Genomic DNA, 14,463 nt, shown 5'->3' with positions numbered 1-14,463 from the left:
AATGCCGAAAAAACCACCAGCCCCTGACAGCACCGCCAGCGCAGCCGACATCGAACGCGCCATTCTGGCCTTGAACAAAATGGCCGAGCGTCTGTGGGGTGACGGGCGTGAAGCCGAGGCCAAAGCGTTGCTCGATGCACTGGATGCGTTGAACCGCGCCCTCGACCGGATCCGCATCGGGGAAAGTCGCAGGGCCGTTACGCTGCACTGAATCAGACCTGATAGAACTCGCAATACCACTGCACGAACGCTTGCACGCCCTGCTCGATCGGCACGTGCGGGCTGAAGTCGATGCAGCGCGCCAGCGCCGACACGTCGGCCCAGGTCTTCAATACATCGGCCTCCTGCATTGGCAGATAACGGCGCTGGGCCTTCATGCCCAATGCCTGCTCCAGGCATTCGACGAAGCTCAATAGCGCTACTGGACTGCCGCGACCGATATTGAACAGCCGGTTAGTACCACGCTCGGCGCTGAGTGCGGGCGGTTTGTCGAGCAGTCGGAAAATCCCTTCGACGATGTCATCGATGTAGGTGAAATCCCGCGCCATTTCGCCTTGGTTGTAAAGGTCGATGGCGCGCCCCTGCAGCATCGCTTCGGTGAACTTGAACAGCGCCATGTCCGGTCGACCCCAGGGACCGTAGACGGTAAAAAAACGCAGGCCGGTGGCTTGCAAGCCGTAGAGATGGCAGTAACTGTGCGCGAGCAATTCGTTGGCACGCTTGGTCGCGGCGTACAACGAAACCGGTTGGTCGACCGGGTCGTCTTCTGCAAACGGCATCTTGGTATTGGCGCCATACACCGAGCTGCTCGAGGCGTAGATAAAGTGCTCCGGCGGATGACGACGGCATGCCTGCAGAACGTTGAGAAACCCGACCAGATTCGATTGCGCATACGCATCAGGATTGTCCAGCGAGTAGCGCACACCGGCCTGGGCGGCCAAGTGAATGACCTGTTTGAAGTGTCCGTGCTGTAACAGCGCGTTCAACGCCGCCTGATCAACAATGTCCAGTCGATGGAAAGTGAAATTGGCCAGCGTCTGCAATCTGTGCAAACGCGCCTGTTTGAGTTTGACATCGTAATAAGGATTGAGATTGTCGATACCCACAACCTCGAGCCCCTCGCGACACAAACGCATGACCGTGTGATAACCGATAAAACCTGCGGCACCTGTCACCAGAACACTCATGATCACCTCGGCTCACCGGTTGGACTTTAAGGAGATACACAGCACCGAACATTTACCGGCCAACAACGGCAACTATTGATAGACGACCCTAGTTACCCTGGCCAGCAGCATCCGACGCGAGGTATTTAAAAGTCGAACTGCCGATGAATCGAAAGATGTAAGATTGAAACTAATTTGCTATCACGGACGCCATCTAACACCCGCGACTTCAATAACTTCGAAAAGTTTAAAAAATCCGACGAATAAATTTCACCGTTCACAAACAATGACTTACGAAACACGGCCATTATCAGCGGATGAAAGGCAGTCTTTTTGACTGTTATTAATTGACAGCTTGCAAAGACTGGCCGATAACTTAGCACTGCCCGAAGAGCTCGCGCCGCCGCGCACTTTTCTGCTCTCCGGCTACTTATGTAATTGGATCCTGAAGGTCGCAACTGCGAACCGTGCGGTAGCTTTGCCTGAATGAAAGCGCGCCGATTCGTTATAGCCAAGACGGCCACGGATATAACAATAACCAACCAAGTTGATTCATTTTTGAAACACTTCTTCTGCCAATAAACATTGATGCATCTGGCTCGGCACTTTGCCTTGATCAGCCTACTACCTACTAGCAAGCATGACGGCTCGTCCCACGCTATCGGCCGCCCTGCTTAAACGATCGCTATGTATGGAGTACTCCAGCATGCTAACGGTTTGCCGCAACGGCTCTAACTGGTATTTATTGCAGTGCAAGCCCCGCCAGGATGAACGGGCACAACTCAATCTGCAGCAACAGAATTATTCAACCTTCCGGCCGCAGCTGATGAGCGAGCGCAGTATTCGTGGCAAACGCCAACGAACACTGGAATCGCTGTTTCCCGGCTACGTGTTCATTCAACTGAGCCGCGACGACAACTGGGCACCGATTCGCTCGACCCGTGGTGTCAGCCGCATCGTCGAATTCAACCATGTGCCCGCCCGGGTCGATGAAGACGTGATCGCGCAATTGCGTGAGCGCAGTCAGGAGTCGATCGGCTTTCCTGCGGAACCGACACTCAAGCCCGGCGAACCTCTGCAAATCGTCCAGGGTCCACTGTCCCCGCTCGAAGGCGTGTTCCTGTCCATGCAGGGCGATGAGCGGGTAATGATCCTGCTCAATTTCCTCAACCGCCAACAGCACGTCAGCGTCCCGCTGAGTTACCTCGAACGCCAGCGACAATAGTCCGGATCCGCTTCGCCCTGACCCCGACCCCCTTAATCAGGAGCGTGATCCATGGCTCTGAAGCCTCGCTGTTCCCTGGTTTTAGTCGTCGCCTGCTGTGCCCCCGAAGCTGCCTGGAGCGTTGAGCCGCAAGCGATCAATGTGTACGGCTTCGATTTCACCCCGACCTTTGCCTTGTCGGAAAGCTACGACGACAACTTTCGTGAAGTAGAACACGATGTCGAATCGACCATGGTCACCCGCCTGGCGCCGGCCTTCGAGCTCAAAGCCGAGGACCGCAACAGCGCCACGCGGGTGATCTGGGAGCCGACCCGCTACATCTATCACAGCGCCTCGGACGCTTCGAACACCGCCCAGCGTCTGCGCGCCGACAGCATCATGGAGTTCACCGACCGGCATCGGCTGAAACTCGAAGCCGAGGCACGCAAGTACGAGCGCACCACCTCGACCGCCGTCGACGGCATCAACGACAAGATCGAGAGCCAGCGCGTCGGCGGCGTCTACACCTTCGGCGCGCGCAGTGCGCTGAACCAGATCGACCTCGGCGCCAGTTACGCACAACTGCGCTATGACAACTCCGACGGCATCAACGATGACAAGGAGCGCAACACCAGCAATCTGTCCAGCACTTGGTATCACCGCCTCGGCAGCAAGACCCGTGGCCTGCTCGAATACGACCACACCCGCTTCGATTACCTGCAATCGAACAGCCCGCGCAGCAGTCGCTCCGATGCAGTGCTGGCCGGAGCCGAGTGGGACATGACAGCGAAAACCACCGGCAAGCTGCGCGTCGGTTACGAGCGAAAGAATTTCGACCAGAGCGGTTCCGACGATCTGAGCAACCCGACCTGGCAAGTGGATCTGGCGTGGAAACCGCGCACCTACTCGACCTTCACCTTCCTCGCGCGCCAGGCCATGGCCGAAGGCGATGACGGCTCCGACGCGGTGAAAGCCACCTTCACCCAGATCGGTTGGCGCCACGGCTGGACCGAGCGCATTACCACGATTGCTGAAGCCGGCATGGGCCATTACGTCTACGAAGGCCAGGATCGCAGCGACGATTTGCAGGATTACAAACTCGGCGTGAATTACGCAATGCGCCGCTGGCTGGACATCGAAGTCGCCTACCGCCACCGCGATAACGACTCCGATGCCGACAACGAAAGCTTCACCCGCAATGTTTTCCAGATCACGTTCGACGTCAGTCTGTAGGAGGGTTGGGCCATGCATACGCGCCTGATTTTATTGTTGTTGCTGCTCTGGACAGTGCCCACGGTCGAGGCGGCGGACACCGACACCCATTACCGCCTGGCCGCTGGCGATGTCTTGCGCATCATCGTGTTCGGCGAGCCGGAACTGAGCTTCAAGAAGATCCGTCTCAACGATGCCGGCACCTTCTCCTACCCGTTTCTCGGCGAAATCGTCGCCAAGGGCCTGACGCCCAATCAGGTCGAACAGAAGATCGTCGATGGCCTCAGGCAAGGCTATCTGGTCGATCCGAAAGTCAGCCTCAGCCAGATCGAATACCGCCCGTTCTACATCAACGGCGAGGTGCAGAAGCCCGGCAGTTATCCCTTCCAGCCCGGGCTCACTCTGGAAAAAGCCATCGCCCTGGGTGGCGGCCTGACCGAACGCGCCTCAATGAAACGCGTGACGATTTTGCGCGGCAGTGGCGGCCCACCGGTCACTGAGAACATCTCGCGCACCACCGTCATCGCCCCCGGCGACACCATTTCCATTGCACAAGGCTTTTTCTGATCATGGACAACAGCCCAAGCACCTACCTCGAACGTCCGCTTCAGAGCCACTCGCAAACGCAAGCGGCCGATGAGTCGGACACCCTTGATCTGCTGCACCTGTGGCGGGTGATCTGGTCGGCGAAGTGGAACATCGCCTGGCTGGTGCTGCTCAGTTGTGCGCTGGCCGTGGTCGCGCTGTCGTTTATCACGCCGCAGTACGTCGGCAGTGCGACACTGCTGATCAAGGACAAGACGCCGCCGGTGTTGAGTTTTCAGCAAGCCGCTGAATCCGGCGGTGCCACCACCACTGATTACTTGCAGACCCAGCAAGCCCTGCTGCAATCGCGGGAGCTGGCCGAGCGCGCCGTGCGCAAACTTGGCCTGACTACCAACCCGATCACCGATCCACGCCAGCAGGCGCAGAGTTGGTTCACCCCGCGCCAATGGCTGGCGGAGCTCAATCGCGACCAGTGGCTGCCATGGCTGGACCTGTTGCCGCCGCCGAAGCCGCCAGCGACCGAAGAGCAAGTGTTCAATGACGTCACGCAAAACCTGATGCTGCACACCAGCGTCAAGTTTGTCGGCAAGAGTCAATTGCTGGAGATCGACGTCGAACTGCCCGACCCGGCACTCGCTGCGGCGGTGGCCAACGCCCTCGCGCAAGGCTTCATCGACAGCCAGCAGGACACCAGCCTGAAGTCTTCGCAAAACAACACCAGCTGGATGAACACCCGCCTGGTCGAATTGCGCGACAACTTGCGCGTCGCCGAAAACAAATTGCAGGCCTATCGCGAGGAACAGGGTCTGGTCGATGTCGACGGTGTCGCGACGATCAGTGCCAACGAGCTGCAAATGACCGGCAACCGCATGATCGATGCGCGCCGCGATCGCGCCGAAGCGGAGAGCCAGTTCCGTCAGGCGCAAGCCTTGAGCAACGGCGACATCAGTCGTTTGTCCAGCGTGCCGGCAGTGCTGAGCAATCCGCTGATTCAGCAGTTCCAGGCTGATCTGGCCAAAGCTCAGGCCAAAGTCGAAGAGTTGTCGGGCCGCTACGGGCCGAAACACCCGGCGCTGATATCCGCCCGCTCCGAACAGCGCACCGCCGCCAACAGTCTGCGTCTGCAAGTGCAGCAAGTGGTCGCCGGCATCGAGCGTCAATACCAATTGGCGGTGGCCAGCGAAGACGCCCTGCGCAAATCCTTCAACAGCAACAAAGCGCAGATTCAGGACATTTCGCGCAAGGAATTCCAGCTGCGCGAATTCCAGCGTGAAGTCGACAGCACCCGCGCGCTGTATGAAACCTTCGTCACCCGCCTCAAGGAAACCGCCGCCACTTCGGACATGGATTCGGCCAAGGCGCGCATCGTCGACCCGGCGATCGCACCGCTGGAAGCGAGCAAACCGCGCAAGAATCTGATCCTCGCCATTGTCGCGCTGGTGGCTGCGGTCGTCGGCGTCGCCCTCGCCTTTCTCTTCGACACGCTGAGCAACACCTTCAAGACTGACGACACCGTCGAGAGCCTGCTCAATGTGCCGCTGCTCAGCGTCGTGCCGCTGGTGATGAAAAAGAGCAGGCGGCAGTTGGCGCGGCTGTTCGAGGACAACGACCACCCGCGCTTCTGCGAAACCATCCGCAACCTACGCACCTGGCTGATGCTGCAGAACAACGAACGCCCGGCGCAGGTGGTGCTCGTCACTTCCTCGGTGTCCGGCGAAGGCAAAAGTACCATCGCCAACAACCTTGCCTCGTCACTGGCGCCACTGGAACGGGTGCTGCTGATCGATGCCGACATGCGTCAGCCGACACTGTCGCTGAACTTCGATTTCCCGCCGCAGAGCCCCGGCCTCGCCAACCTCATGGCCGGCAGCGCACGGCTGGAAGACTGCATTCGCAGTGTCGGTAATCTGGACATGCTCCCGGCCGGCTGCCTGACGCCCGCAGCGCTGGACCCGTTCGAGGCACCACGCTTGAAAGCCTCGAGCAGTTCGAGCAACGCCGTGGCCCCTGCGCAGGACTTGCTCAGTTCACCGCGCCTCGGTCGGCTGTTGCAGATTCTCAAGTCGCGCTACCGGCACATCATCATCGATTCGCCGCCAGCGGAAATCGTCAGTGACGCGCTGTTGCTGGCGCAGCATTCCGATGCGGTGATCTACGTGGTCAAGGCGCAGAGCACGCCGGTCGGCCAAGTGCGCAAAAGCATCGCCGTGTTGCAGCAGAGCCAGGCGCCGGTGTTCGGCGTGGTGCTCAATCAGGTCGATCTGCGCAAGGCGCGCAAGTACGGCCATGGCCATTCCCGTTCCTTCTACGACTACGACTTCGCCCCGCGCTGATCCTTCGGACCGTGTCGCCCGGCCGCAGCCTGTCCTTCCCTGTTCGACGAATCGGAGATCGCGCCGATGACCTCGCAATATTCCGCGCAAATGGCACACCGTCGCGGCCTCACCTTCTGGGGGCAATGGTTGTGCGCAATGACCCTGGTCAATCTGTTGCTGATTGTTCTGGTGCACTGGCGCATCGGCGCCTTGCCCAGTGAATACCGGCTACTGATCATCCTCACGGTGCTTGGCTCGATGCCGGTCTACGGCCTGGTGCAGGTCTACCACAAACGTCATGGCTTGCTGGTCGGGCTCGGCCGTTTGCTGGCCGGCTGGCTGATTCTGCTCGGACTGCTGATGAGCATCGCCTTCGTCACCCAGACCAGCGCGTTGTTCTCCCGGCAGGTGGTGATTGTCTGGGCGGTGGTCGGTTTTCTCGCCCAGGCGGCGACGTTTCTGCCGCTGCATCTGTTCGTGCGCATGTACACCAAAATGATTTGCAACGAGCGCCGCGCGGTAATCATCGGCACCTGCCCGACCGCCCATGAACTGGCGCGCAAACTCCTCGACCCGGATCGCGCGTTACTGCTCGGGTTTGTCGCGGCGAAAGCCGACAGCGGCCCGGCGCCGAGCATTCTGCCGCTGCTCGGTGAAGTCGAGGACATCCGCGAAATCATCACCCGTTTGCAGGCGCGGCGGGTGTACATCGTGCTGCCGATGGCCGAGGCGGCGACGATCGAAGCGTTGTACATCAATCTGCTCGACATGAACGTCGACGTGGTGTGGATTCCGGATCTGGGCAGCATGGTCTTGCTCAATCATTCGATCTCCGAGATCGAGCGGATGCCGGCGATCTATCTCAACGAAAGCCTGCTCACCTCGCACCCCGGCAGCCTGTTCTGCAAGGACCTGTTTGAACGCAGCGTCGCTGCGGTGGCGCTGATTCTGCTCAGCCCGCTGCTGCTCGGCGTGGCCATTGCGGTCAAGCTGACGTCGCCGGGGCCGGTGCTGTTCAAGCAGAACCGCCATGGCTGCGACGGCGAAGTGATCCGCGTGTGGAAGTTTCGCTCGATGCGCGTGCACAACGATCAGCAAGTGCGTCAGGCCACCCGCGACGACGACCGCGTCACACCGCTGGGACGCTTTCTGCGACGCAGCTCCATCGACGAATTGCCGCAACTGTTCAACGTGCTGTTCGGCCACATGGCGCTGGTCGGCCCGCGTCCGCACGCGGTCACCCACAACATCTATTACACCGGCAAGGTGCGCGCCTACATGGCGCGGCATCGGCTCAAGCCTGGCATCACCGGGCTGGCGCAGATCACCGGGCACCGCGGCGAAACCGAGACCGTGGAAAAGATGCAGCGCCGGGTCGCCCAAGACCTCAATTACATCAATCAATGGTCGCTGTGGCTGGACATCAAGATCCTCCTGAAAACGCCCTTCACCCTGTTCTCGAAAAACATCTACTGACAGCGGCCAGCGCTCTGGCCCACCCCGCCACGCATGAGGTTTTCCCATGAATGTGAGTGTATTCGGTATCGGTTATGTCGGACTGGTCCAGGGCGCCGCGCTGGCCGAGGTCGGCCACAACGTGCTGTGTGTGGATGTCGACGCGGCCAAGGTGCAGGCCTTGAACGACGGCACTCTGCCCCTCTACGAACCCGGCCTGAAAAGCCTGGTGCGGGACAATCATCACAGCGGCCGTCTGCAATTCGGCAGTGATCTGGCCGCTGCGGTTAAGCACGGCGATGTGTTGCTGATCGCGGTCGGCACGCCGCCGGACGAGGACGGCTCGGCGGATCTCAAACATGTCCTCAGCGTCGCCCGTACCATCGGCGAACACCTGCGCGGCGAGCAGATCATCGTCGACAAATCCACGGTGCCGGTGGGCACGGCGGACCGGGTACGCGAATGCATCAGCGCCATCCTCGCCGAGAGCGGCCGCGCTGCGCTGACCTTCGACGTGGTCGCCAATCCGGAATTTCTCAAGGAAGGCTGCGCGGTCGACGACTGCATGCGCCCCGACCGGATCATCATCGGCACCGACAGCCCGCGCGCCGAAGCGCTGATGCGCGAGCTCTACGAACCGTTCAATCGCAACCGCGAAAAAATCATCGTCATGGATGTGCGCAGCGCCGAGCTGACCAAGTACGCGGCCAACTGCATGCTAGCGACGAAGATCAGTTTCATGAACGAGATGGCCGGGCTTGCCGAAAAGCTTGGCGCCGACATCGAAATGGTTCGCCATGGCATCGGCTCGGATCCGCGCATCGGCTACCAGTTCATCTACCCCGGTATCGGTTACGGCGGTTCGTGTTTTCCCAAGGATGTGCGCGCGCTGATCCACGCCGCCCACGGCGTCGACATCGATGCGCGCCTGCTTCGCGCAGTCGAGTCGCGCAACAACGAGCAGAAAAGCACGCTGTTCCACAAGATCACCGAGCACTTCAACGGCGCGCTGGAAGGCAAAACCTTCGCGCTGTGGGGCCTGAGCTTCAAGCCCAATACCGACGACATGCGCGAGGCCCCCAGCCGCGTGTTGATGGAAGCGTTGTGGCGAGCCGGCGCCAATGTGCAGGCATTCGACCCGAAAGCCATGGAACAGGCGCAGCAGCTTTACGGCCCGCGCGATGACCTGACGCTGGCCGGCACCAAAGAGGCGGCGCTGAAAAATGCCGACGCGCTGGTGATCGTCACCGAGTGGCAAGCGTTTCGCGCGCCGGACTTCGAACTGCTCGCCCGCCAGCTTAAAAATCCGCTGATCTTCGATGGCCGCAATTTGTTCGATCCGCAACGCCTCAGCGCACGCGGTTTCACCTACATCAGCGTCGGCCGGCCAACCTGCGCCGCTGAAGCACAGGATCTCGCGTCATGATCCGCCTGGAATTGCTCGACCGTTATTCGCCGGCCCTGCTGGAATCCAACCGGGCCTTCTCCTTTCTCAACTTCGCCTCGATCGGCAGTTTCATCCGCCAGCCGCCGTCGTCGCTGGCGTATTTTTGCGACGGCATGCTGATGTCCGGGTTCATGTCGCGCATCACCGGGCGCGCGGTGCAGCGGGTCAGTTTCGATTTCACCTCGATTGCCGATCCGGTGTTGCGTGAATCCGAGCAGCGCGGCAAACGCGTCTATGTGGTCGGTGCGCGGCAGGCCGAGCTTGATCGTTTCGTGGAAAAGCTCGGCATGCAGTACACGCGCCTGCAACTGGTCGGCGCGCACAACGGGTACTTCGATGCCGAGCAAGGCGCCGCGCTTCAGGCTGATATCCGTCGGCAGCGGACCAACCTGTTGCTGGTCGGCCTCGGCGCCGGTCTGCAGGAGCGCTTTGTCCTCGATGCGCTGCGTGGTGGCTTCAGCGGCGTGGCGTTCACCTGCGGCGGTTTCATTCGTCAGGAAGCCGATGCCGGCGAGCGTTACTACCCCGACGCCATCAACCGCCTGCACCTGCGCGCCTTCTACCGCATGTACCGCGAGCCGCACACGATCAAGCGCTACCTGCTCGACTACCCGAGCAATGCCCTGCGCCTGACCGAACTGATTCTGCGCCAGCAAGTGGCAATCAATGTCACTGCCCCATGAGGATTGTGCCGATGCATATTCTGTTCACGCTCAAGGATTACCAGACTGGCGGCGGCGTCGAGTGCGTGCAGCAACGCCTCGCCGAGCAGTTTCTGGCGGACGGCCGGCGGGTGAGTTTTTTTGTCATGAACGGCGACTCGCCCAACGTCGACGGCGCGCCGAGCATGGCCGGTGGCGGCAGTGGGCTCGCGGGCTGGCTGAAATCGATCGTGCTGCTGCGCCGGCTGATCCGCCGTGAGGGCGTGACGCATCTGATTGGCGCCAAGGAGCAGGCCAACCTCTGCACCTGGTTCGCCACCCTGGGCAGTGCCTGCAAAGTCATCTACACCCGCCACGCCGCGCTGGATTGCGCCGAGCAGAACACCGGGCGCGCCAGCCTGCGCCTGTTGTATGCGCTGTACCTGTGCGGCAGCGGCAAGGTAGTCGCGGTGTCCCACGGTCTGCGCCAGTCGCTTGCCGGGTTGATGCCGTGGGGCCAGCCGCGCATCCGTTATTGCCCGAACGCGGTGATCAGCGAGCAACTGTTGCGTGCGGCTCAGGCGCCGTTGCCCGGTGGCGTGCCCCATCATTATTGGCTGGGTGTCGGCCGGCTAGTGGAAACCAAGGGCTTCGCGCTGCTGCTCGACGCCTACGCGCTGGCGGCGCAACAACGCCCGCTGCCCTATCTGGTAATTGCCGGCGACGGGCCGTTACGCGCAGCGCTTGAAGCGCAGACACAACGGCTGGGCATCGAACGTCTGGTGCATTTCACCGGGCATCTGCGCAATCCCTATCCGCTGATCCGCCATGCGCAGTTGTTGGTGCTCAGCTCATTGCACGAAGGTTTGCCGACGGTACTGGTCGAGGCGCTGGCGCTGGGTACGCCGGTGATCTCCACCGATTGCGGCAGCGGTCCGCGCGAGTTGCTCGACGATGGACGCCTCGGGCGTTTGGTCAAGGTCAACGATGTGCCAGCCCTGGCCGAGGCGCTGCTCGACAGTCTGGCCAGCCGCGAACCCGAGCCGCCGCCCCGACGCTCAGTCAGCGACGCGATCCTGCCCTATACCAGCCAGTACGCCGCGCAGGCTTATTACCAGGTGTGGAACCGATGAAAAAGCTGCTGATCATTCTCCAGGACCTCGGCGCCGGCGGCGCGGAGAAAATGATGGTGCGCCTCGCCGGTGCCTTGGTTGAGGCCGGCAACGAAGTCACGCTGCTGATGCTCACCGGTGCCGGCATCAATCAGCCGGCGCTCGACCCACGAGTCAGACAAGTGCTGCTCGACAGTCCGCGCAGCGCGGCGGCTGTGCCGGCACTGACACGGTTTTTACGCAGCAATCAGTACGACGCGCAACTGGCCGCCCTCACACACGTCAACGTCGTGGCGATTGCCGCCGCCGCGCTGTCCGGGACGCTGGCGCGGCTGCATGTCAGCGAGCGCAATGCCTTTTCGCGTGACAAACACGTCAACCCGGCGCTGTCGGTCAAGCTCGCCTACTGGCTGGCGCCGTGGTTGTACCGGCTGATTCCCAACCCGGTGATCTGCGTGTCACAAGGCGTCGCCGAGGATCTGGTCGACACCACCATCGCCCGCGCGCGCGATGTGACGACCGCTGACAACCCGGTGCTCGACAACGATTTTCGTGACAAACCCGCCGCCGCGCCCAGCCATCCCTGGCTCAAGGCCAAAACCACTCCGGTGATCGTCGCTGTAGGACGCCTGGCGCAGCAAAAAGGCTTCGACACTTTGATCGACGCCTTCGCCCGCCTGCCGCAAGGCAATGCGCGGCTGATCATCTTCGGCGAAGGCGCCCTGCGCGGCGAACTGCTGGCCCAAGCGACAGCGCTCGGCGTCGCAGAGCGTTGCGATCTACCGGGATACGCCAGTGACCCTATCGCCGAGATTGCCCGAGCGGACTGTTTCGTCCTGTCGTCGCGTTTCGAGGGCAGCCCCAACGCGTTGGTCGAAGCCCTGTCGACCGGCACGCCGGTCGTGGCGACCCGCTGCCCGTACGGCCCGCAGGAAATCCTCGGCGATGGCGCCGTCGCCCCCTTGGTCGATGTTGACGATCCGGCCGCGCTCGCCAGCGCAATCAGCGCACAAATGGCCGCGCCACGAGCCCTGCATCGCCAGCGGCGGATTGATGCCGCCGCGCGCTTCGTCAGCGGCCGCGCGGTGCAGACCTACCTCAAGGCGTTACTCGGGAGGCGCTGAGATGAACCGAGTGCAAGTGCGTTATTCGACACTGGCCGACGCCTTCACCTTGTTTGGCGTGCTGTTCTATACGCAAGTGATCGGCTTCTTTCTGCGCCTGGGGAATGTGAGCACGCTGGACGATGCCCAGCAGGATCTGGAAGGCAATCTGGCCAATCAGGTCTGCGGCTTGCTGACGTTGCTGGTGCCGCTGTTCTTCTTCATTCGCCACAAAGTGTTCCTCAGCAAGAGTTTCTACCGGCAGAACCTGTTTTTGCTGTTGTTTCTCGGCTGCGTGGCGGCGTCGATCAGTTGGTCGAGCGAGCCGATGCTCAGTTTCAAGCGTTCCGTTGCGCTGCTCAGCGTGGTGTTTTTTGCCGGTTTTATCGCTTGGCGCTACAGCATCGAGCGGATCGCTTTTCTGTTCGGCTGCGTGATCGGTGCAGCGGCGCTAGTCGGGTTGATCTTCGCCGTGATTCGCCCGGACATCGCCTTTATTTCCGGCGGCATCCGTGACGGTGCGTTTCGCGGGGTGTTCGCGGAAAAGAATGCCGGTGCACGCCTGAACGCTATTGCGATCCTGTTGCTGCTGCCGATGATCCGCCAGCGCAACCCGCTGGCCATGCTGTATGGGCTGTTCGCGCTGATCGCCATCGGTCTGGCGCAGTCAGCCACGGCGATTGCGCTGATCGTCGCCGGCACCGCCAGTTACGCCTACTTCATCACGCTGATCCGGCTGCGCATCAACCGCTCACTGCTGGCCTTCACCGCCGCCACGTTGGTGTTCTTCCTCTTGTGTGGGGTGCTTTACGCCAACTACGCCATGCTGCTGGAACTGGTCGGCCGCGACCCGTCACTCACTGACCGCACGTTGATCTGGGAGCTGTTGCAGCCGCTGATCGATGCGCAATTTCTCAAGGGCTATGGCTTCGGCGCGTTCTGGGCCAGTGCCGATGCCGATGCGTTTATCACGCGCTGGGGCTACATCGGCAATGCCCACAGCGGCTACGTTGAAACCCTGCTCAACGGCGGTTTGATCCAGTTGATCGCCCTGCTGCTGATGTTTGCCCAGACCCTGAGCAAGCGCTATCGGGCAATCACGGCGGATCAGTCGGCGCGCTATCAGGCCTGCGCGCTGGTGATCATCGGCCTGTTCGTCGTTACCAATTACGTCGCCTATGTGATTCCCAACTACCGCTCGGGTGAGTTCCTGATTTTCTGCGTGCTCAGCCTGACCTTCCGCCACCACCTCGTCGCCCGTCCGCAGCCGCTGCCAGCGGCGAATGCTCGGCCAATGCGCGGCACTTTTCGGGAGCAACGCCCATGCTGAATGATCCCTCGGCCGTCACCGTGTGCGTGGTGATTCCGCTGTACAACGCCGCCGCCAGCATTCAACGCACACTGGACTCGGTGTGCGCACAGACCCGCCTGCCGGACAAAGCCATTGTCGTTGATGACGGTTCCAGCGATGCCGGGCCAGAGATCGTCAGGCAGTACGCCGCGCCCTTCCCCATCGTGCTGTTGCAGCAGCCCAACCAAGGCCCGGCCAGTGCACGCAATCGCGGCGTGTTCAGCGCCGAAGAAACCTTTATCGCTTTCCTTGATGCCGACGACCGCTGGCATCCGGAAAAACTGCAAAAACAACTGGCACTGCACGCGGAATTGACCCGACAGGGACGCAAAGTCGGTTTGATCGATTGCTTTCAGATGAGCGAATTCAGTGATGGCAAACGCCAATTGGAGCATCGCTGTAAACACGGCGAGCACTTTGCCGACTTCATGCGCGAGAACATCATCAACGGCACCTCCGGCGTACTCGCCCTGCGCGAGATCATCGTCGCCATTGGCGGCTTCGATCAGAGCCTGCGCTTCGCTGAAGATCGCCTGTTGTGGACGCGCATCGCCGAAATCAGCGAGATCCACAGCGTGCCACAGATCCTCCACTGGCGCGCCGTCAATGCCGCCAACATCACCGCGCAACCGCACAAGTATTACCCGCACAAGCTGCGCTTCATCCAGCTGTACCTGGCGCGTTACGGCACCCGGCTGAACCAGCAGCAGCGGATCTATTTCGTCCTCGCCAATCACGCGGAATTTCTCAATGCCTTTTCCCGGCGCGGCGATCATCGCCGGGTCATCGAGGTGTTCCGACAGATGCTCGGGCATTCGTGGCAGACGCTGTTGTTCTCCCGGGGCAAACCGACCCTGCGCTACCTCTACGCCTGCTTCAAAAGTCTGGGCAACAGCCGCTGAATTTCAGGG

13 protein-coding genes are annotated in these 14,463 nt (G+C 61.2%); 12 read left to right on the top strand and 1 reads right to left on the bottom strand.

What is annotated here, in order from left to right:
- Window position 1: 1 nt before the first annotated feature.
- A complete protein-coding gene (locus tag ACZ9BE_RS10410) occupies window positions 2–211 on the top strand; it encodes a hypothetical protein (RefSeq protein WP_056785649.1) in 210 nt (69 codons plus the stop codon).
- 1 nt (window position 212) lies between these two features.
- Here ACZ9BE_RS10410 and ACZ9BE_RS10405 read toward each other — a convergent pair whose 3' ends face one another.
- Window positions 213–1,187: an NAD-dependent epimerase gene (locus ACZ9BE_RS10405; protein WP_476249371.1), complete on the bottom strand. Its 975-nt coding sequence runs from the start codon at window positions 1,185–1,187 to the stop codon at window positions 213–215.
- A gap of 685 nt (window positions 1,188–1,872) precedes the next feature.
- Between ACZ9BE_RS10405 and rfaH the strand changes: the two genes are divergently transcribed.
- The 11 genes from rfaH to ACZ9BE_RS10350 all read left to right on the top strand — a co-directional run bounded on the left by rfaH (window position 1,873) and on the right by ACZ9BE_RS10350 (window position 14,454).
- Complete coding sequence (rfaH, locus tag ACZ9BE_RS10400; RefSeq protein WP_056785643.1) at window positions 1,873–2,391, top strand: transcription/translation regulatory transformer protein RfaH; 519 nt, start codon at window positions 1,873–1,875, stop codon at window positions 2,389–2,391.
- Window positions 2,392–2,442: 51 nt separating this feature from the next.
- Window positions 2,443–3,603 carry an outer membrane beta-barrel protein gene (locus tag ACZ9BE_RS10395; RefSeq protein ID WP_476249370.1) on the top strand — a complete coding sequence of 387 codons (1,161 nt, stop codon included), beginning with the start codon at window positions 2,443–2,445 and terminating at the stop codon, window positions 3,601–3,603.
- Between the two features lie 12 nt (window positions 3,604–3,615).
- Window positions 3,616–4,149: a polysaccharide biosynthesis/export family protein gene (locus ACZ9BE_RS10390; RefSeq protein WP_150635425.1), complete on the top strand. Its 534-nt coding sequence runs from the start codon at window positions 3,616–3,618 to the stop codon at window positions 4,147–4,149.
- 2 nt (window positions 4,150–4,151) lie between these two features.
- Window positions 4,152–6,461 (top strand): GumC family protein, encoded by a 2,310-nt coding sequence (locus tag ACZ9BE_RS10385; RefSeq protein ID WP_476249369.1) that lies wholly within the window; start codon window positions 4,152–4,154, stop codon window positions 6,459–6,461.
- A 66-nt stretch (window positions 6,462–6,527) separates the two neighbouring features.
- Entirely contained in the window at window positions 6,528–7,919 is a 1,392-nt protein-coding gene (locus ACZ9BE_RS10380; protein ID WP_476249368.1) for an undecaprenyl-phosphate glucose phosphotransferase, read from the top strand.
- Between the two features lie 46 nt (window positions 7,920–7,965).
- Entirely contained in the window at window positions 7,966–9,324 is a 1,359-nt protein-coding gene (locus ACZ9BE_RS10375) for a UDP-glucose dehydrogenase family protein (RefSeq protein WP_476249367.1), read from the top strand.
- A complete protein-coding gene (locus ACZ9BE_RS10370) occupies window positions 9,321–10,028 on the top strand; it encodes a WecB/TagA/CpsF family glycosyltransferase (RefSeq protein WP_457263299.1) in 708 nt (235 codons plus the stop codon). The genes ACZ9BE_RS10375 and ACZ9BE_RS10370 overlap by 4 nt, the downstream gene beginning before the upstream one ends.
- Window positions 10,029–10,039: 11 nt before the next feature.
- A complete protein-coding gene (locus tag ACZ9BE_RS10365; RefSeq protein WP_056785624.1) occupies window positions 10,040–11,119 on the top strand; it encodes a glycosyltransferase in 1,080 nt (359 codons plus the stop codon).
- Window positions 11,116–12,222 carry a glycosyltransferase gene (locus ACZ9BE_RS10360; protein WP_476249366.1) on the top strand — a complete coding sequence of 369 codons (1,107 nt, stop codon included), beginning with the start codon at window positions 11,116–11,118 and terminating at the stop codon, window positions 12,220–12,222. The genes ACZ9BE_RS10365 and ACZ9BE_RS10360 overlap by 4 nt, the downstream gene beginning before the upstream one ends.
- 1 nt (window position 12,223) lies before the next feature.
- The gene (locus ACZ9BE_RS10355; RefSeq protein ID WP_476249365.1) at window positions 12,224–13,531 is read left to right on the top strand and encodes an O-antigen ligase family protein; all 1,308 of its coding nucleotides are present in this window, start codon (window positions 12,224–12,226) and stop codon (window positions 13,529–13,531) included.
- Window positions 13,525–14,454: a glycosyltransferase family 2 protein gene (locus ACZ9BE_RS10350; protein ID WP_476249364.1), complete on the top strand. Its 930-nt coding sequence runs from the start codon at window positions 13,525–13,527 to the stop codon at window positions 14,452–14,454. Before ACZ9BE_RS10355 ends, ACZ9BE_RS10350 begins: the two co-directional genes overlap by 7 nt.
- The last annotated feature ends 9 nt before the right edge of the window (window positions 14,455–14,463 follow it).

It is taken from the genome of Pseudomonas sp. TE9122, from assembly GCF_056278925.1.
Note: the sequence above shows the minus strand (reverse complement) of the source record. Positions and strands in the feature narration are given on the sequence as shown.